This is a genomic window from Faecalispora anaeroviscerum (assembly GCF_947568225.1).
In the GTDB taxonomy this organism is placed as follows: Bacteria; Bacillota; Clostridia; order Oscillospirales; family Acutalibacteraceae; genus Faecalispora; species Faecalispora anaeroviscerum.
In genome coordinates, this window is record NZ_CANOOQ010000001.1 from 124,308 (window position 1) to 143,015 (window position 18,708).

General features: G+C 49.0%; 26 protein-coding genes. All 26 read right to left on the bottom strand.

All coding sequences use genetic code 11. From position 1 onward, the window contains the following. Positions 1-12 precede the first annotated feature (12 nt). Positions 13-969, bottom strand: a complete 957-nt coding sequence (locus QOS46_RS00610) for an XkdQ/YqbQ family protein (RefSeq protein WP_283606485.1) — start codon at positions 967-969, stop codon at positions 13-15. A gap of 12 nt (positions 970-981) precedes the next feature. Continuing rightward, positions 982-1,629 (bottom strand): LysM peptidoglycan-binding domain-containing protein, encoded by a 648-nt coding sequence (locus QOS46_RS00615; protein WP_283606486.1) that lies wholly within the window; start codon positions 1,627-1,629, stop codon positions 982-984. Beyond that, complete coding sequence (locus tag QOS46_RS00620; RefSeq protein WP_283606488.1) at positions 1,626-4,073, bottom strand: tape measure protein; 2,448 nt, start codon at positions 4,071-4,073, stop codon at positions 1,626-1,628. The genes QOS46_RS00615 and QOS46_RS00620 overlap by 4 nt, the downstream gene beginning before the upstream one ends. 184 nt (positions 4,074-4,257) lie before the next feature. Further along, on the bottom strand, positions 4,258-4,677 hold the full coding sequence (locus tag QOS46_RS00625; protein WP_283606490.1) for a phage tail assembly chaperone: 420 nt from the start codon (positions 4,675-4,677) through the stop codon (positions 4,258-4,260). Positions 4,678-4,695: 18 nt separating this feature from the next. Further along, entirely contained in the window at positions 4,696-5,151 is a 456-nt protein-coding gene (locus tag QOS46_RS00630; protein ID WP_283606491.1) for a phage tail tube protein, read from the bottom strand. Positions 5,152-5,162: 11 nt separating this feature from the next. Then, entirely contained in the window at positions 5,163-6,485 is a 1,323-nt protein-coding gene (locus QOS46_RS00635; RefSeq protein WP_283606492.1) for a phage tail sheath family protein, read from the bottom strand. After that, positions 6,454-6,720 carry a hypothetical protein gene (locus QOS46_RS00640; RefSeq protein ID WP_283606493.1) on the bottom strand — a complete coding sequence of 89 codons (267 nt, stop codon included), beginning with the start codon at positions 6,718-6,720 and terminating at the stop codon, positions 6,454-6,456. The genes QOS46_RS00635 and QOS46_RS00640 overlap by 32 nt, the downstream gene beginning before the upstream one ends. Continuing rightward, positions 6,720-7,163, bottom strand: coding sequence for a phage tail terminator family protein (locus tag QOS46_RS00645; protein ID WP_283606494.1), 444 nt, complete (start codon positions 7,161-7,163; stop codon positions 6,720-6,722). The genes QOS46_RS00640 and QOS46_RS00645 overlap by 1 nt, the downstream gene beginning before the upstream one ends. Beyond that, positions 7,160-7,669, bottom strand: coding sequence for an HK97 gp10 family phage protein (locus QOS46_RS00650; RefSeq protein WP_283606496.1), 510 nt, complete (start codon positions 7,667-7,669; stop codon positions 7,160-7,162). The genes QOS46_RS00645 and QOS46_RS00650 overlap by 4 nt, the downstream gene beginning before the upstream one ends. 3 nt (positions 7,670-7,672) lie before the next feature. Beyond that, the gene (locus QOS46_RS00655; RefSeq protein ID WP_283606498.1) at positions 7,673-8,023 is read right to left on the bottom strand and encodes a hypothetical protein; all 351 of its coding nucleotides are present in this window, start codon (positions 8,021-8,023) and stop codon (positions 7,673-7,675) included. Beyond that, positions 8,020-8,355, bottom strand: a complete 336-nt coding sequence (locus tag QOS46_RS00660) for a hypothetical protein (RefSeq protein ID WP_283606499.1) — start codon at positions 8,353-8,355, stop codon at positions 8,020-8,022. Before QOS46_RS00660 ends, QOS46_RS00655 begins: the two co-directional genes overlap by 4 nt. Before the next feature lie 2 nt (positions 8,356-8,357). After that, on the bottom strand, positions 8,358-8,585 hold the full coding sequence (locus QOS46_RS00665; protein WP_283606500.1) for a hypothetical protein: 228 nt from the start codon (positions 8,583-8,585) through the stop codon (positions 8,358-8,360). Positions 8,586-8,621: 36 nt separating this feature from the next. Then, on the bottom strand, positions 8,622-9,575 hold the full coding sequence (locus QOS46_RS00670) for a hypothetical protein (RefSeq protein WP_283606501.1): 954 nt from the start codon (positions 9,573-9,575) through the stop codon (positions 8,622-8,624). An 18-nt stretch (positions 9,576-9,593) separates the two neighbouring features. After that, positions 9,594-10,184, bottom strand: coding sequence for a capsid assembly scaffolding protein Gp46 family protein (locus QOS46_RS00675; RefSeq protein ID WP_283606502.1), 591 nt, complete (start codon positions 10,182-10,184; stop codon positions 9,594-9,596). A 65-nt stretch (positions 10,185-10,249) separates the two neighbouring features. Next, positions 10,250-11,479 carry a minor capsid protein gene (locus QOS46_RS00680; protein WP_283606504.1) on the bottom strand — a complete coding sequence of 410 codons (1,230 nt, stop codon included), beginning with the start codon at positions 11,477-11,479 and terminating at the stop codon, positions 10,250-10,252. After that, positions 11,480-12,913 (bottom strand): phage portal protein, encoded by a 1,434-nt coding sequence (locus QOS46_RS00685; protein WP_283606506.1) that lies wholly within the window; start codon positions 12,911-12,913, stop codon positions 11,480-11,482. It abuts the gene before it with no gap. Next, positions 12,910-14,676, bottom strand: coding sequence for a phage terminase large subunit (gene terL, locus QOS46_RS00690; RefSeq protein WP_283606508.1), 1,767 nt, complete (start codon positions 14,674-14,676; stop codon positions 12,910-12,912). The genes QOS46_RS00685 and terL overlap by 4 nt, the downstream gene beginning before the upstream one ends. A 257-nt stretch (positions 14,677-14,933) precedes the next feature. Beyond that, complete coding sequence (locus tag QOS46_RS00695) at positions 14,934-15,422, bottom strand: transcription termination/antitermination NusG family protein (protein ID WP_283606510.1); 489 nt, start codon at positions 15,420-15,422, stop codon at positions 14,934-14,936. Positions 15,423-15,425: 3 nt separating this feature from the next. Further along, positions 15,426-15,986, bottom strand: coding sequence for a phage protein Gp27 family protein (locus tag QOS46_RS00700; RefSeq protein WP_283606512.1), 561 nt, complete (start codon positions 15,984-15,986; stop codon positions 15,426-15,428). Positions 15,987-15,994: 8 nt separating this feature from the next. Beyond that, positions 15,995-16,324 (bottom strand): type VI secretion protein, encoded by a 330-nt coding sequence (locus QOS46_RS00705; protein WP_283606514.1) that lies wholly within the window; start codon positions 16,322-16,324, stop codon positions 15,995-15,997. After that, positions 16,317-16,652 (bottom strand): hypothetical protein, encoded by a 336-nt coding sequence (locus QOS46_RS00710; protein ID WP_283606516.1) that lies wholly within the window; start codon positions 16,650-16,652, stop codon positions 16,317-16,319. Before QOS46_RS00710 ends, QOS46_RS00705 begins: the two co-directional genes overlap by 8 nt. Positions 16,653-16,771: 119 nt before the next feature. Further along, positions 16,772-17,065, bottom strand: a complete 294-nt coding sequence (locus tag QOS46_RS00715; protein ID WP_283606518.1) for a Mor transcription activator family protein — start codon at positions 17,063-17,065, stop codon at positions 16,772-16,774. Further along, positions 17,062-17,541, bottom strand: coding sequence for a regulatory protein GemA (locus tag QOS46_RS00720; protein ID WP_283606520.1), 480 nt, complete (start codon positions 17,539-17,541; stop codon positions 17,062-17,064). The genes QOS46_RS00715 and QOS46_RS00720 overlap by 4 nt, the downstream gene beginning before the upstream one ends. A gap of 18 nt (positions 17,542-17,559) precedes the next feature. Beyond that, a complete protein-coding gene (locus QOS46_RS00725) occupies positions 17,560-18,216 on the bottom strand; it encodes a hypothetical protein (RefSeq protein WP_283606521.1) in 657 nt (218 codons plus the stop codon). Then, the gene (locus QOS46_RS00730; protein ID WP_283606522.1) at positions 18,206-18,460 is read right to left on the bottom strand and encodes an AbrB/MazE/SpoVT family DNA-binding domain-containing protein; all 255 of its coding nucleotides are present in this window, start codon (positions 18,458-18,460) and stop codon (positions 18,206-18,208) included. Before QOS46_RS00730 ends, QOS46_RS00725 begins: the two co-directional genes overlap by 11 nt. A gap of 15 nt (positions 18,461-18,475) precedes the next feature. Beyond that, the gene (locus tag QOS46_RS14250) at positions 18,476-18,631 is read right to left on the bottom strand and encodes a DUF6906 family protein (RefSeq protein ID WP_408611428.1); all 156 of its coding nucleotides are present in this window, start codon (positions 18,629-18,631) and stop codon (positions 18,476-18,478) included. Positions 18,632-18,708 lie beyond the last annotated feature (77 nt).

Here is an 18,708-nt window from a genome sequence, read left to right on the forward strand (position 1 = left end):
TTAAAGCCCCCTTTAAACTAATTTAAAATCCGCTTTTACGGTATGAGAAACATCTGTAAAAGTGTGCACCGCCTTGGTGCACAGAAGAAATTTTTTGATCCCGGCGCGGGGAATGTCCACGTAGACCATATACCCGGCCCGGATACTTTTGTCGCCCAGCACTTCCACGCCGGTCAGCTTCTGTTGCACCTTGTTCTTCAGGCCGAGCAGCGCGTCCGATTTTGCCTTCGCCTGCGCGGCGTTGACGGAATCGTCCAATTTTTCATAATACTGCAGCAGCCCCCATTTTTTAATGGTGCTGCTGTCTTTGGAAATATAGACCTCACGCTTTCCGGTATCCTTATTGTCTCGAACCAACTTGATCTGGTTATAGGTTTCGTCATCGATCCCGCGCTCATAGCTGAAATCGTCGATGTTGGTGCTGGTGCTGACCAGTAAATCCGAAATGGTGGACTGGATGTTGTGCAGCACGGCCAGACCGTATTCGTCCTTAATATAGAAATATTTCTGAGTGCTGCGGAGTGTCAGGTTGATGCAATCGGAAATCATATCCAAAACAACCTTATCGTCAAAAGGGGAAAGATTTCCGAGATTATAGCCGGTATCTTCAATCGTTCCCGCCTTCAGACCGAAATCGGAGAATATCTGCTGCGCGGCCTGAGAGGCGGTTTTATTTTTGAAGCTGTAGGTATCCTTTGCTTTCAGATATCGCAGCTGATCATAAGCGGTGATTTTGGCGGGATCTCGGTTACTGAATCCGTTCTTGAACACGAATCCCTTAAAATAAGGATCACCGCCATATTTGACGCTGAAAGCGCTGCCTTCTTCCGGCGTCACAACATCGTTCTGCAAAATACTGAATGTACAGACACCGGCTTGGTTGATATTGTCCGTAAACTCGATGGAATCAACAACCTGAGAGATATCAAAAGTATCTTCGTTTGCCGCTGTCAGCATGGCTTCAAGCATATCCATCACTCCTTAAGGTATGATCAACACCCAGCCGGGCTGAATCAGGTTCGGATTTTTGATTTTGCTTTTATTGGCATCCACAATCTTCGTATACTGCGCACCATTGCCATAATATTTTTTTGCGATATTCCAAAGGCAATCCCCGGATTTAACCGTATAGGTTCTGGTTGTCGGAGCCTGTACGGCGCGAACCGGTTGAGCGCTGGCAAGAGCTTTCGGTGCGGCGGTGACAGTCTGCATAATTACGACACGCTTAACCACCGGGTCTCGGTACTCTTTCAGCGACAGGGTATAGTAGCATTCGTTTGTTTCGCCAAAGTGATAAGAAGGCTCAAAGCTTTCTATGCTGCACAGCAGATTGATGTCTATACCATCTCCGGTGATGATCAGGCGGCCAGGCAGTGATTTTTCCATCAGGCTGTTGATGTTGTCTACATAAGTTTCCGTCGCAAGAGGGGAGCTTGTGGTGGAGAACGGATACACGTTATCGGAAAACAGGCTTTTAATACTGAGTTCCTTCAGCTTCCGTTTTCCGATCACCGTAAGCTCCCCAAGATCGACGATATTATACTGTTTGTTGTCGCCCTGAACCTTGATGGTGATGTCCTCGAAGGGGTTGACCGGCAGCTGCACGCTGTTAAAAAAAGTTTTGATCATCCGGACACCACCTCATCAATACCGGATAGCCCCGTCTCAATCGCGCTTTCTGTTTCATCGTGAATTTTTGCTTTGATGTCTTCCCAATCCTCACCTTTTTTGACGTCGTTTTTAATACTGAGCGCCCCGCCAGAATAATTGAGATAATAAATGTTGTTGCTGCTGTTGGCACTGGCTCTCAGCGCGTCGGCGTCCTGACGGGAAAGTTGAAGATCATTTGCCTGTTCGTAGCTTAATGTCTGATAGCTGTCAAACCGGCTTAAAGCCGCTGTTGCCGCTATGTCGTTCAGATATTCGAGGCTCTGGTCGGAAATATCGACCGCATCGCTGACTTTTCCGACCTTGTCGATTTTGCCCCCGGTCGGATTTTTATAGGCGGTACCGAAATCTTGTGTTTTCCCGGTGCCGGCTCCCGTAGCCGATTTGTTCAGGTTTGCCAGCTGATCAGAGAGGCCGGTGACGCTGTTCATAAGACCGCTGACCTTGGTGTCAATCCCTTGGCCCACTTTATAGCCGGCATTGTACGCCGAACCGTATTCAATCCGCGAACCGAGCGTTGGCGCTTTTCTGTCAATGGTAATGGCGGTATCGTTTTTCCCCCAGGCAAGCACGCTGTCCTGAAGGGACGAAAGGCCCGCTGTCCAGTTTGTTCCAAAGATGGCGTCTATGATTTTGGTGACTACTTTGCCAAGAGATAAAAACCACGAAATAACTTGACCGATCAGGTTCGCGACTGCGTCTCCGAAGCTGTTGAACCCGCCGTTTGTGACATTCAAAACCCATTCGATGATTCCCAGGTACGGCTCCACAAATATTGTCCAAATCATCTGAATGATTGCATTCAGTACTCCGATGACGGTATTCCAAATGAAAGCGCCGGCTGCGGCAAAAGCGCCGCAAATCACGCCCGTGGCTGAAATACTGGAACCGGTCGCCTGATTGATAGCACCGACTACGGCGTATATGACCACGATGAGCAGTATGACCGCCGCAATGATCCATGTGATAGGACTGGCCAGCATAGCCGAGTTTAATCCCCACTGAGCCGCTGTTTCTGCCGCAGTGGCGTCCGTCTTTGCAAGAGTAGCTCCCGTCATGACGGCCTTTGCTACAGCGCCAGCAAGTTCAATGCCCTGAGAAATAACATTCACCGCATTATAAATCAGGTTCGCAGCAGTGGCAATTCCTATCGCCGCCGCAATTCCCCAAAAGATCGGCCCGATCCATGACCAGTTGTCCGCGAAGAACTGATAGGTATTAACGCCAAGGGTGAAAAACCATGAAAGCACATTTGCGGCAGTCGTAAGGCCGGCTGCGATATTGTCCACCATGGCGGTACCTTGCGGCGTATTCAGGTAAGCGGTCATCTCCTCAATTTTTTGGATGAGGATATCAACCGCATGGCCCGGCTGGGAAAGGTAATCCATCAGCTGACTCATGTCATTTCCCATGATCGTCGTGGCCTGTCCGAACGTCATCGGCATCTTTGAAAACTGCTGATCCAGTGTCGAGGACTGCGCCATGATAGAGCTGACCACCACGTCGGTGGTCAGCTTCCCGTCCTCTGCCATTTCCCTAAGCTTGCCTTTTGTGATACCCATAGATTTAGTCATCATTTCCGCGAGAATCGGCGCGTTTTCCATGATGCTGTTGAATTCGTCGCCGCGAAGGACACCGGAAGCGAGGCCCTGATTTAACTGGGTGATTGCCCCAGCCGCTTCCGAAGCGCCTGCGCCGCTGACCACAAGTCCCTTGTTAATGGTTGAGGCGAATTGGATTGCCTTTTCGTTGTTATTTTTGAAATAGTCCTGACGGCCCATCTGAGCCACCAATGCAGCGGTAGCTGCGTAAGATGTCCTTGTCGCGTTCGAGGCCGCCATTACCTTGGCTTCCAATCCCGCCTGCGTCTGAAGGCCGTCGTTGATCAGGCTGAGCCGGGCGTCCACGCCGATGCGCTGATCTGCCTGACTTCCAAGCTGACCAACACTCTGCAGAGCGGTCTGCATCAGCTGAATGCCATTGTTGGCAACGAGGATTGCCCGGCTCAGACCACCGAAGCTGGAAGTGACAGCGGCGACCGTTTTGCTGTGGTTTCCTGTTTTCTGAAAATTGTTATTCAGCTTATCGAGCTGTTCGTTTGTACGAAGGATCTCGGAACGGACTCCCTCAAAGCCTTTATCAACATTATCCATACGGGAAGACATCTGAAGATCTTCCATTCCGCGAATCAGCTTATCAACCGCAACGGTCAGGTGATCCACCGATGTGTCGGCGGCCCCGGCTTCCGTATGGATTTCCGTGAAGGGCCGATCCATGTTCGGTATGCTCACAGCACGGTTGAGCGTGTCGATAGAAGCTGTCAGGCGGTTCATTGCGTTGACGGCGTTATCAATTGTCTTTGAAAATCCGTCCTGCAAATCCAGCATGGATGATACGGTTGCCAAGGTTATCGCCTCCTTCTGCTATGATGAATTCTTGCGGCATCAATTTTGTCCTGCCTGACCTTTTCGTCGATAAATGCACATACAGTGGCACGCTCATACCAAGGCAGGCGGAAAAGTTCTCCGGGGAAGCGGTGGAACTTTACCAGCGTGTAATACGCATAGTTGGTTTCCGCATCCCCGGATTTCAGGAGTTTTTTATTTCTTCTTTTGCCGTTTCGGCCTTTTCGGCATCAAACCCGTTGATTTCATTAATGATCTGCAACAGGTTCGTATGTTCTCCGGGAAGCAGCATTGCCTGCACCAGCGCATCATCACTGACAACGCCGTAGCTTTTCTGAAGCTCTGCGTTCTTCAGGTCAGGGAATACGACACAGGCCGCAATGACCTTGTTCGTATACTTCTGATTGTGAAACTTGGTGGTCTGCCGCCCCTTGAAGATGCTGACAGTAGTGCAGTCTTCTTTGATTTTTGCGTCTTCTTCCTCGGTAATTGCCCGAATTTCCCACGGAATCGATTTTCCGTTCTCCTGAAACCTTTCGCTTACAATGATCTTCTGATTTTCCGGTTTAATAGCCTGATCTCTGAAAAATGCGGAAAGTGACATATTGTTTACCTCCAAAAATTATGAATTGAATTTTTCCAGCAGCTCCACTCCATCAAACGTGAATGGAAGCTCCTGTTCCAGCAGGCCGTCGTCGCTGTCGAGGTTTGCAAAGTCGATTTCGTCAAAATTGCATCCCGTCAGAACTTTGGTCTCACGCCCCCATGATGTGCTGGAGTCTTCGTTTGTCAGCTGAAGGGAAAAATACCGGTCTGCGCCGCCGTTCGCATAATCCACGAACATTTCCTTAAAAAGGCTTGTTACGGCGTGGATCGTCAGCGTTCCGGAGCCAGACCAAGACGTGGCCTTTTTGCCGACCGAGCGTTTTCCGATGGACTTTACATCTTCTTTGTTTTTGCTCATTTTTGCTTCGATCTTTTTTGCAAAGAACAGATCGTAGTTTCTTCCGTCGATTGTAACGAAGGCTGTCCCTTCGTTACTGCCGATTGCGTCTTTCTGGTCAAATTCCAAAGCCATTGTTTAATCGCCTACCCTTCCACCACGATGGTATTGTAAATCGTCTCAATGACATCTACCGGACGGACAGCGTAACTGACCACCATCGCGTCAATCAGATCGCCCTGCGAAACCGTAATATCATCCGGAACGACGTCATGGAGTACACCGTTTGCTTCCAGTGACCGGAAATAGGACAGGATGTCCGCCTGAAACAGCTTCCGGCCATTCTTGCTGTTGGAAACCTTTCCGTTGTAATACAGCACGCCACGATTGTTAATCTCCGTACAAATACTGTACAGAATGCGGATGACCTTGTTTTTGCTCATGGCATAGGTATGGTCAGCCGTGAACGTGGTAAGCGTATTGATATCCTTCTGGATCAGGACGCTGTTGCCGCCGACAGGCGAAGGAATAAATACCATTTGTCCGGATTTCGCGTATTCGATCTGTTGAGCGGTCGTATACCGTTCATCCACATCGACCGCTCCGATGTACTTTGCGTTTGTCAGGCTCTCCGTCAAAGCGCAGGCCGCCGTGGCTCCTGCAACATAGGCGGTGGCCATCGCCTTGGTGACGTGCGTTCCGTCTTCGAGGATAACGCCGTTTTTTACGGACAACATGCCTTCGAAATCCGCCTGAGAATCAGGAACGACAGCCTGCAGGTATTTCCCTTCCTCCTGAATCATCCTTTTCTCGAACGCAATAAACATCGCTTTGATGTCTGCATCATCAGCCGGGCAAGCAACTGCGTTGACCGTCTGAAGCTCGATTTGACTCAGGAAATCGGCATAATCCGCAATGGTCGCTGTGCCATCGGTACCGTTAGTCAATTTTGTACCGGCATTTACCGAAAGGGCGGCGTCGCTGGCCGCCTTTGAAAATTGAATCCAACTGTTGTCAGCAAGACCTGAAATATCAGCGGCGGTTTGCCTGTCGATTTCCGTGGTATCAAGCCAGGTGATCACGTCATATTTTCCGGTCTGGCCGACCGTATTTTCGATTGACACGCTCAGACGGTTGCCATACGTTCCGGAATACAGAGCTGTACAAACAAGGTTCCCGATGGTTGCTGTTGCTTCTGTGCCAACGTTCAGCCGATAGAAATAAACAAAGGCTGAATTTTTCATTGCCTCTGTGACAGGAAGCGCGTTCGCACCAAAGTCGGCTGCAAGCGATTTTGCGTCTTTCCTTGTAAGGGCAATCAGAGTTTTTTCCTTAAGCCATGGAAAAACGGCAGGAATGCCGACGATACCTTTATCGCCTTCCACCGTGGGATTTGTGCCGCTGCCTGCATAATTGATATAAACGCCCGGCAGCACTTTATTTTGAGTTGTCCAGTTTCCGCCCGCCATCGTGGTCTACCTCCTTTTTTAAAAATGCATCTACGGCCTTTTTCGCATCCGTTTCCGTGTACTGTCGATCCGAAACAAGAGCCGCTGTCATAACGTCTCGGTTAATCCCGGTCGCGGAGCGGATCAGCTGTTCTCCGGAAAATGTCGGCTCTTTGGGTACAGCCGGCTTTGCGACCGCTTCGGCATCCGTGACTTCTTTTTCAGGCTGAGCCTGAACAGATTCGTCTTTAGCCATTATTTCAATTCCCCCTTGTCAATATCAATGTTCTTAATTTTGGGTGTTTCATCCACAGGATGTAGCAATGTGGTGAAATCACAAAGATCGTGCAGCTCATCGCCATCATCATGGCGGGTGTGGTTGCGAAGCTTCAGGGCGCAGCCGGAAAATGTGAGCTGACGGAGCTGCAGGCTGATGGTGGCAAATACCTTGTTCAGTTCCTTCTTGATTTTCATTTCCTCCGTTTTTTCAGGAGGAAGATAGGTGATATCCAATTTTCCGGAAACGTTCACCCGGCCCCCAAGTTCTTTTGTGACATCCACGTCCCCGGCAAATCCGATTAAAAAACAGCGTGCCGGAAGTTTATCCGGCACCCACTCAGTATAAACCGGAATATCCGGGTAAATCCCGTCGAGGCCGACTGACAGCGCCGACAGGATCATATTGAAAATGTCCATCATCCCAGCCCTTTCTGAATGGTTTCCTCAATGCGGCGGGCGGCGCTCTCAAGTTCTTTCTGCGCCTTTTTCTCGCTGTCTGTCATAACAAACGCGCCTTTGACATACGGCTTTTTCAGCCTGATCCAGATGCCCCATTGCCCTTTGTGCTTTCCGGTTTTCACCAGCTGCGCGGCCTGACCGTATTTTGACTCGCCGGGTCGGAGCTCGATAAAAACGATCCTGCCCGGCTCTTGTCGATGGCCAAGTTCATAAAAAGAAGCATAGTCTTTCGGGTTAAAGACCTCCGCCTGCAGGCCGCCAATGGTTTCGACCACGCCGCTTCTGTCCCATGCGGGGCCGAGGGTAGGGGAATCCGGGCTGCTGCCGGTAGCCGTATTGTCTTTACAGCGGGCAAGGTGCCGATCCGCTATGTTGTTTAGCTCCATGCGGGCCTGCGCCCTCGCAGCCTCTCTTACTCTCTTCAGCTTTTTCGCGTATTCTTTATACGGTTCCGGATTTATGATCATTACTCAGTTATCCTCCGACAGCGGAATTTCACTGTGGGAATCCGCATAGCTGAAGCCTTTTCCAGCCCATAGTGTGAAGCTTTGCCCGGCTGCGGTTGTTACTGCAATCTTGTCTCCTTTTTTAATATCAGCGTCAGGAGCACAGAAAAGGGTGTAGCTTCCGGCTGCTTCTCCATGATTCCCACTCAAAGATAATTCCCCGCCCTTATCCTGAGATAAGGCGCAGGGAATGTTATTCAGCACAGCGGTTTCAACCTGTTTCGTTTGTTTTGTTTCGGGATCTTTGGTATCGATGCGACGATAAGTGCTGCAGCGGTCAAAATAGGTGCTTTCAATCGCTTCACGTTCCGTCATATGATTTTCGCCACCTTAAACAGCGCGATCCGCGCATCGATGCCACTCAGTCCGCCTCCGGAACTGCCGGCGCTATCGTACTCAACGGTGGTATTGCCTCGCTTGATCGACGAAACCACCTGCTGGCCGTTGGCTGCCAGCCCGGCCTTGCTGATTTGAACGGCAAGGTCAGACCAAAGCCTGGCTGCGCGATCCGGAACAGACCGGCGTCCAGTTTTAGCCAGAAAATATTCTTCGGCTTGATCAACCAGGTCGTTAACCTGATCCGGGGAGACGCTGGGAAGCGCGGTCTGAACTTTTTCCGTCACCTTTTCCCGGTCGGCAGCAGCCATTGTTATCCCTCCTTCGGAGCGCCCTTTTTGCCGGAACCGTCCGGCTTTTTGTCTTTGTCGGAATTGTTTTCATCCCCGTCTTCCGGAACTTTTTCAGTATCTCCATCTTCCGGAACGGTTTTTTCTTCCTGATCCGTGGAAATGACTTCGTATCCGAAGTCGGCGTAATAATCGGCTTCGCGTTGGGTTTCAACTTCCCTCACGATGCCGCCGTTCTTTATTTTGATCATGATAATCTCCTTTCGTTATGGCAACCGGCAGCCAAATTAGGTCTTGCTGCGGACACAGGCGGCCAGTGTAGAAATCTGATTTTCCAACACCCACAAATCGTACAGTAGATGGTAGTTGATGGTGGTTTCGTCGCCGGTCTGATTTTCGTCCGCGCTGAAAACTTTCAGGGAGTCGATTTTGCTGACGGCAACCGGCGCGGAGGAGTTCATAATCAAAAATTCGATCTGCTCCGACGTGCTGTCGGCAATAATACCGCCCGCTTCCTGACCGGAAGTGCGCCCGTCGAGAATTTTGATTACCGTCTGCAGACGTTTTGACGGAACGAAAATGCACGGCAGATCATTTAGAATCGCGCCGCGATAGGAAACGCCGTTAACGGAAATTTCCCGCTGAAAGGTTACAGAATTGTTTGTGTTTTTCGATTCATCACGAAACGCCTGCTCGTTTTTCAGGGACACAAAAGCCACGAAATCAGCATCGTCTCCGGAATCATCCTTAACAACGACGGACAGATTTTTCAATGCACTCACAACATTCGTGGCAGCATCCGCCGCGGCGACTCTCAGAATATGAGAAGTTTTGTACGCATCGCTGGCAGAGAGCTTTGAATAAATCCGGTTAAAGCGGAACATATCCTGCTCCGGCACGAGCTGCTTGCGGGCAAATTCGCGCGTTACGTTTTCCGAGGTAGCCATGAAATGGGAATCGTTTGGATCGAGTCGGCCCAGTTCAAACTTAACCGCTCTGTCCATTTCCATCGTGTAATTTTTCCAGCCGAGCTTTACACTGCCGGCGGGATATTTGTTGGCGTCTGTCCTGTTGTAGTTACCAAGGCCGCTGACGCTCAGCTGAGCAATTTTGACATCCTTGCCGCCGCTGTAATCGATCTGGTCATCATTAGGTACCATCCACTGAGTGGATGATTTTGCTTCCAGTTCTTCATCAATAAAGCCCTGATATACTTCCGAATATTCGATATCATTTGCCATAGTCTTTTAGCTCCTTCCTTATTTCACAGAAACGCCGCGCGGACGCTTCTTTTCCTCTTCGCCCGGCTGGCCGGCAGCCGTGCCCTTCGGAACATAGCCGTTCGCCTTGAAGCGCTGATCAACACCGGCCTGTACGCCTTTGTCATAGGCGGCCTTGAGCGTTTTAATCCGCTCGTCGGTGTCCTTTTCATCCGTCCCTTTGACAAAGGCAGCGAATTCGACCGGTAAGCCGGCAGTGGAAAGCTTCTGAGTGGTATACCCGGAAAGCTTTTCGTCCGCCATCTGCTTCTGAAGGTACGTCACTTTTTCATCGGCAGTCATCTTTTCAAAATCTTTTGCCTCTTCCAGATGGCGCTTATACGCTTCAACGGCGTCGGTGGCCGCCTGCTGTTTGGCAGTTTCCAGCTGTTCGGCGGTGATGGTACTTTCTGCCCCTTTCGCCGGCTCTGCCTTTTCCGGTTCCTTGAGGGCCGGGTCTGCAGGCTTCGGTGCGGGGTCTGCGGGTGCCGGATCGGCAGGAGTGGGATCAGCAGGCTGTGCAGCTGCACCGCCTCCCGCAAAGCAGCAGTAACGGGGAATTCCAAACTGGAGATACTTGTTTTTTCTCATTTTGATAGCTCCTTTTACAAATTTTTATATAATAAAAACGCCCTTTAAAAGGCGTTTAAACCGGCTTATTTTCCGGATTTACGGTCTTGATAACTCTGGCTTCGGTACCGTGACTTGAGGGAATCCCACGCGACCGGATCGGCATATTTCAAATTTTGGAACTGGTCGAGACTGCGCGGGGCCTTTTTGCCAAGCGTGGCTTTATACTTTTCATACTGCTTCGCGTCGGCCATTCCGTTTTTATATTTCTGCTCTGCCAGCAACTCGTCGGCGTGACCTTTCACATGCTCGTCGTACCACTGCCGATATGTCATATCAGCCGGCACTTTATAGGTTTCGCCCTTTCCGTTTCGCGCAATCCGGGTATCGTCTTCATCATATTCAACAGCGGGAACCGTCTTGGAACGGCAGAACGGATGAAGCGGCGGCATGTTTATGCCGGGTCTGCCTTCACTGACCAGAAACACTCTTCCGTCCATGCTCCGACAGATCTCCGACGTTTTGTAATCCAGCACCGCTCGGAACCGAAAACGCGCTGTTCCATTTTCCTCATAGCCTAAAAGATTGGCTTTAGACGCTACATGGCTGTTTTCTGTACGAATCAGCCGCCGTGCCTGATAGGCGCTCATATCCATCGCCTTCTGCAGTTCCGCTGCCATCTGGCCGTTGGAAGTTCCCTGAACGGCCCCGCTGGTAATGATCCGGTTCAGGTAGCGGGCGAGGGACACACGATGATCTCCCCAAATGCGCTCGGAATAATTCTTTCCCTTCCAGGCGGTAGAGACAGCAGCCTGTATCTGGTGGGTGCTGATTCGGTTAAAGGCGCTTCCGAATCCGGTATACTGCTGATAATCAAAAAGTGTTTTGTAATAGACTTCTTCAAAAGTTTTGGTCAGGCTCTGCCCGGATGCTTCCGCATAATTACCATAAAGCTCGGTGGCCAGCATGTTCAGCTGAAGGATTAAAAATTCTTCCCTGCTGACCGCGCGCTGGCGATACAGCTTATCCAGCAGTTTTTTTGCTACAGTATCCTGTGGATACTGCAGTGCAAGCTGCTGATATTTTTCCAGCGTCATATCCAATTCTTTCCGGTCGGATAGGATTATCTTAGCTGCCTGGTAGCTGATGCTTTCTTTGTCAGCGTATTGCCGGTAATAATCATTGATTTTGCGCTGCATCTCATGGGTGCAGCGGTTAAACCAGCGGGTGACAAGCTGCGCCTTGCGTTGTGCGTATTGGTATTCTTTCTTAGCATTCTGTTCGGCACGGTCAAGCCAGTAATCGAAATTTTCCAATTAGAAGACCCCCTCGGGTTCTTCGGAGCTGTCATCCGCAGACTCACTGCCGTCACCGGTGTTTTCCTCAGCGGCCTGTTCTTTCTGCTTTTTCTTCAGCTCCGCTGCCGGATCATCAATTTCCGGATAAAGGCCGATCAGCGTTTCCTCTGAAAGCACATCACGCAGAAGATTGATTGTCTGCGCCGCTTCGTAAGTATTGGCGACCGCCGAACGGTCGAAGGAAAGTTTCACATCACGCCAGTCGTAATTTGTATTATGCAGCGCATTGATGTACTCAGTGATCAGTCGGACTTTTTTCGTTTCGGAAGAGCGGAAATAAGTCTCTTTTTCGATGCAAAGCTCTTCAAGGCCAAACAGTTTATATTTGATGGCCACACCGGAAAGATTTCCGGCAAACTCTTCGTCGGTCAAATTTGGAACCTGGCTTAAAAAGAAAATATCCTTGAATGTGCGGTTTTTATGGTTTTCCGATGTGGTGTCATCTGCGTCTTTCGTGATAAAGCCCGGCTTGCATCCAGCCGGAGCGAAAAGCATACGGTTTTTCTTCATAAGCTTGGCCACCTGATCGGATGACAGCTCGTTACCTTCCTCGTCTTCTCCGAGTAAATCGTCTATACCTTCAAATACGAGGTAGGCATCTGAGAAGTAGTCTAAATTATTGGAGGTATCACTGACTGCTTTGTCGTAAGTGTCAATCTGAGGCATTACGTCTTCAAAATCACCCTTCAGCTCGGCGTTGTTCATCCGAACGATGACGGGAACATCGGAAAAATTATGGCTGAATTTTTGCTGCAGCTTCCACTGTCCGCCGCGCCGGTGCACGAAATTGTAGACGTAGAGCTTTGTATACACATCCACATATTCCACATCGTCGCTGCTGCCATCAATACTGATCAGCCTGTACGGACGTAAAACCATCGTGAGAAAATTCGCCGGCGTCTGGCTGAAGACCGGAATCATTTCATCAGCCTGATAATACTGTGTTTTGAGCTTTCCTTCCGGATTAATAAAAAGCAGCTCATAGGAGATTCCGCGCTTTCCCATTTCCTTGGCCTCTTCAAAATGCTTGATTTTGGTCATGTTGGATTCAAGAATATCATCCAGCGCTTGTTTATATGCCGCCTTATACGTTTCGTCCGGACTGTCAATTTCATATTTGACTCCGTATCCCATAAAATAGGCCGTCGCTATTTTTGTAATGTACTTTGCAAATGAATGGGAAACTTTGTTGTTTGGTTTATCCGGATCGTCCATAATACGCGCCTGAATCGCCGTTTCGTTCTGATAGTATTTTTCGAGGATGGCAAGCCGGCGCTCATGGCGGTGAAATTTCTTCAGACAATAATCAATAACATTCGGAGTCACGTCAGTGTCATCGGCCAGCTTGATTTTCTCTGGACGCAGTATCCTGTTTCTTATATCACCGTTCACAGCCCAAATCTCCTTTTTCCAATTTTCAGGCGCTTTTTATTACCGCCGCAGGCAATCGTCCGGCATCCTTCCAGCGCATCCGGGCCGTCATCATGGTCGGCCATCGGGAAATACTGCAGCTGCTCCAGCAGCCTTTTATGCTGCCGGTTGAATTTGATATACTTATTTTCAATGTCCGGCTGCAGTGTCTGGACACGCATCACCTTATCGGAAGTCTGCTGGACTTCCTTAATAGGAAGATAAATTCCGCGCCGTGCGCTTTCTTTTGCCAGCTCTGTTTTGAGAAAATACTGGAACTGGTTTGTTTCGCATCCGAAAGCCTTGTATTTTTTCCCGAAGGATTTCGCTATCCAGACCGATTTACTCAGCACAGCGTCAATTATTGCGCTTGGCAGCCGCCGATCCACGTCGGCGTCGGCCACATACATATAACCGGTGCTTCGGGATTTTGCAATCGTGATAATCGCGGAAAAGTCCGACTTTTTGCTTTTGCCGAGGGAAGGATCAACAAACCCGTAAAAATCGAAGTCCTTATCCACAAAATTGACATCGTGAGGATTATAATAGTCGAATTTTTCTTCGTTGAATAAACAGTCATCCGGATCAATCGGCTCGTTTTGTTCCTCGGAATTAAACGAGGCCGCGCCTTCCGTGACCTTCATGAACATCAGGTCGTAATAGGAAAGCTTTTCTTCCCACAGAACCTCCGTGCCTTTGAGCATAGCGGCTTTATTCTTATTGAAAAAGGCCAGAGCATCCGCTTTCCGGTTCTTATTATTTTTGTTGGTCAGCAGGGCTTCCCAAATATCCCACAGCGGAGAGACGGAAAAGCTCAGTACCGCTTTGTACTTGATGCTGGCATATTCCGGATTGTTCATCACGTTTACCAGCAGGCTATCGTAATGAAGTACAGTTCCGATATAAACGAAATCGGTATAGGTATCTCCGCACTTGGAAACAGCCTTATAAAACCAGCTTTCAAGTTTTCTGCGCTGCTCCGGCGTCCGGACGTTTTCGTCGTTTTCGATATCATCCAATACGATGAGGTCAGGGCGCCAGTTTTTATGTTTCAGACCACGGACTTTCTGTCCGGCACCTTTTGCCTGAATTTTGATTTTTGTTTTAGTAACAATGACATCCTCGCGCCATACGCTGCCAACGATGTTTCCAAAATCCTCAATGATAGCTGCATTTTCTTCCAATTCATCACTGATAGCCTCAAGAAAGCTCGCGGCCTGCGGATAAGTATCCGACAGAATCAAAATATAATGCTTATACCGGTATAGAATCGCGTGAAGGTCATCCTTAAAAGTCAGGTTTGTGCTCTTCGCATGACCACGGGGAGCCGCGACCGCATGATGGCACCCGGTCTGAGCGTCAATCATTTTTGGATCAGAATAAGGATTGCGCTCTTTTAAGACCCCGTTGCTCCATATCGCATCAAGCTCCTGATGAAATTCAGGCGAGGGCTTTGAAAAATAATGCGGCAGATATGCGCGTCCAAAGAAAGAGAGGTCAAAAGCGCCCAGTTGTTTCCGAATCCCGTTTTCTCCGGTCAATGGTGCTCCGGCATTCAGCATCCGGGCAAGCACTTGGCGCTCTTCTTTGTGATCTGAAAACGCATCAACATTCAAATGCTTTATAATAAGCTGTTTAAGCGCGTTTAAATCCTGCTCGGTTTTCTCCTCTTCATCATCCGGTACAGCGGTCATGATTTGGTAGAGCTTATTTAATTTCTGCTTTTTGACGTTCACCAGTTTCATCCCTTCCGTTCCCGCTGTTTGTTCGGCCTGTAACGCGCCTATTTTTTTATTGGTGTAATTTTCCTAATCATTCGCTATGAACGGTTTTAAAGCCTCTTAAAGGGCCTTAAAACAAAAGAATAAGAGTCTGCACAATTATTTACCGTAATTTGGCTGTGCGTTGCCATCCAAACAGCGGTAAACTGTCAGATTCTTATTCTTTATCACGGTCCTTCGCGGCATAGGGACGAATCAACCCATCCCGCATCCGGACGTTTTTAAAACTCCTTTAAAACCTCAAGCGATAAATAGGTGATTTGCGGCTTTCCCAAGATGCTGATTTCCACTTTCGCACGACGGCGATGTCGGTCAAGCTTCAGCAGCTTCACGTTCTCACCGGCAAGCGGCCCGTCGATCACCTGATAGGTGCCGTCACGGGAAAAATGCACTTTGGATGGAACAAGCGGCTGTTCCCATGCTTGAATCCATTTTTCTTCTTCCGGAAGAAGGGGGGAAGGCTGGCTTCCGTTTCCCAGCAATCGGATAACTCCCTGCGTTCCTTTCAGAACGTAATACAAGGCGTCGGTATACTCGATCCGGATAAACACATAACTCGGAACTACAACATAGTCGCGTTCCAGCCATTTGCCACCTGATCGCAGTACACGCCGCTCGTGGGCAACAGCGGCATGGATTCCTTTGCTGAGCAGGCTGTCCCGAATCGGATCTTCCTGCCCGGTCATAACCTGAAGGACAAACCATTTCATAAACTATCCCTCCGCCGACTGCTTTTCCTTTTCCTGTTTCAGGACATCCATAACCTGTTTATATAGTTCAGGGTGCTTCTTTGCCAGAACGTCAGCGAGTAAGGCCTGACTGGCATCCAGCGCCGCTTCCGTATCGGTTTTATTCTGAAGGTCGACGCGCCGCTTGTATCCCGCTGCACGAATCAGGCTGCTGGCTTCCTTCAGGAGTTTGTCCGGCTCCATGTTCTCCCAGGCATCCTGATCAACTGAAGAAATGGCATTAAAAACATTCTGCGAGGCAACACGTAGAATGGCTTCCGTCGCATCAAGGTTCGGGTATTTGTCCATTTCCTCCATCATCATTTTCATATTTTCCTGAGACATTTTCAGCATTTCCACGCTGGCCAAGTATTTTCCGGCGTAACGGCAAACCGACATCTGCGATACAGATACATTGTTTTGGCTCAGATATTCGACAATTTCACGATAAGACTGGCCGCTCAAAAGCATTTGTTCAACAATGCTTTTCAAGTTATCCGGCAGCGCGTCGATCTTTCCGGAGCTGCGGTTTCTTTTTCTGCCCATTCCGTCACCTATGCCTTTATCATTTTGTCATCAATCGCTCCACCGAGCAGTTGGATTCCCAGCGCAGTAACCTTTGCTTCCAATCTGGTGTAATCGGCATCCGCGATATTGGCCGGGCTTTTTGTAGAAATATCGCGCAGTGCAATATACCCGGCTTCAGCCAAATAGTTGATGCAGTCAAGATATTCCGTTTCGGACATTTCCATATCCAGCGCGTATTTAACATCCTTCAGCTGCTCATATTTATGGCGCAAGATGTTGATGGTACGCAGCACCTTGCCGTTGTTTTCCACGAACCTTCCGGCCCGCATTTTGCGAAGCATTTCAGCGTTATCCACGGTCTGATCCCCCTTTTTGCATTTGATACAGCATGTCATAGATACGGTCGAGCTTTGCGTCCGTGTTCGCCTGAGTGCGGTAAAAGTCCTCTTTGAAAAGGCATTTTTCCTTCAACTCATTGATATCTGCTGTGATCTGCTTTATGTCGCCGCGAGACTGATCCTTATATTCTTTAAAATCGTCCTGGGTAACATAGGTCTGCTTGATGACCTGAATATCCTTTTCATTTTCATCGGTTTGGGAAACTGTCCGTTTCAGAAAATAGCCAATCACCCCAAGGGCAAGGGTAACCAGCGACGTGATCACCCACCAGACTTCCGCACTCATGTTCCAATCCTCCGCGCATAAAAAAATAGGGCATATCCATGTATTACCATGAATATACCCTATTCAAACTTGTTTGTCTAAACACGTTCTTCCCGGAAATTCTTCCGAAATTGCTTGTACTAAAAGAATCCGATCTGCCCGTCGATGCGTTTGAGAGAAGCAACGATGGAGCGGATTGTCCGGTCGCTCAAATTGTATTTTTGCGAAAGTTCCAACTCATTGCGACCATTATACAACTTCCGGATTTCATTGTCACGCTTTTCTTTTACCAAAGTGTCTTCCTGCAGGATGCGAATTTGGTTCCCCCCGAAATGCCTTACCAGATTTCGGTAATTTTCAATTCCGATCAGTTCAGCGATTTCGAGCTGCTCACCGCTCAGATCATCCAGCGTAACAGTCTCTAAAAAGCTCATTGCGCATCCTTCCTTTTTTCTTTCTGCTCCGCGCTGGAAACATACTTTTTCAGAAATTCAATCAACTGCGAACCCTGTTGATAATCAAGCCAGCGGAAAGGCTGTTGGGCGGTGGCATCAATGTGAAACTGTCTTTTTATGATTCCACAAATCCGGGTGCCAAGAGCTGCACTGTTCGGCTGTTGGTCGCAGGCAGCCAGCCGGTACATGAGCTGCCACACTTTGTTCTGCTGTCCGGCAGTCATTCCGGACGGTGATGCGCTGCGCTGTTTTTTGGGCTTCGGGGGAGGAATCAGATGCTGTACCTTCAGCCGCTCCAGCAACTCATGCTCAACTGCCTTATACTCATCTTCAGAAAGCTGGCTTACGTGTTCCTTCCCTGCAATTCCCAAAACCAGCGTATGCAGCTCATCATTTTTAACAAGGCCCAGCGCAGCTCCAAGCTTGTATATTCGCTGTATCTGCTTCGAAGTCATTTTCCATCCCCCTAAACGTTAATTCGTTTCAGCCTGAATTTTAGGTGTCTCCTCAACCACAACGGCGCTGTTGATCGTGTCCAGAACATCCTTCATTTCCGATTCTGAATTTTTCTTGTTGACTTTCATAAGCTGCAGGAAGCTTTCCCATGTAGCCGCCTCGGAGATGAAATAAGCGTATTGTTCTGCATCGGCCTGACTGAAACCTGCAAGGGCCACTAAGTTTTTAACATCGGTCTTAAAATTTGCGCCCTTCAGCTTTTTCTTCAAAGCCGTTTTTGCCGCATCATCACAGGGAAGCTGCTGGATCACCTGCTCCACCGTCATCTTGGTGTAGCTTTTTTGCCAAAGGTTGGTCAACATCCGGGTTGCCGGCGCGGAAAGTTTGTATTTTGTTTCCTCGGTTACGGCGTCGGAATACGCGCTGCCGAAGATCTCTCTAAAAAAACTTGGATAGATCTGTTTCAGATTTTCTGACATGGTGGCCGTTACCCGATTGGCGCTTGTACCGGAATAGGCTACTGTTTTCAGTTTCGTGTTTTTCAGATCGGCGTCGCAGAGCTTCAGGAAAAAGCCTTCAATTTCATCCTGCTCCGCCTTCAGCTTTTCCATCTCGCCTTTGATCCGAACCAGACGGTCAACCTTGCCCTGAATCTCGCTGCGATCATATTCCATGTTTTTCACCCAGCTCTTTTGCCAGCGCCTTCGCACAGGACAGGCAAATATCCAAATCAGCAACCTTTTTTACATTCTCCGTTCTGCCGCAGAAACGGCACGTGGGAACATGTGGTTTGATTAAGATTCCATCCCGCTGGGTTTCAATGTCGACAGCCATACCGGGCTGAAAACCGGTATCGATGCGCAGTTGCTTCGGAATCGTAATTCCGCTTTTGGATGTCAGCTTTTTTGATGCTTTCATTTTGTTTCCTCCTGTTCAAATTTTGGGAAGCTTCCGCACCCGGTCGGTATGCCTATGTACCACTGTGAGAAATTCCTTATCCTCACTGAGAACCAGCCAATTATCAGGATTCAGTCTCAGATTGGAAATGAGGATTTTTTGTTTCCGGGTCGGTCTTTTTCCGTGTTTCACGTCATCGCTTCCAATCAATAAAATTCCTCACTCTGCATTTTCGCGGGCTTGTGACCGCCATTGGCTGCATTAAGGCC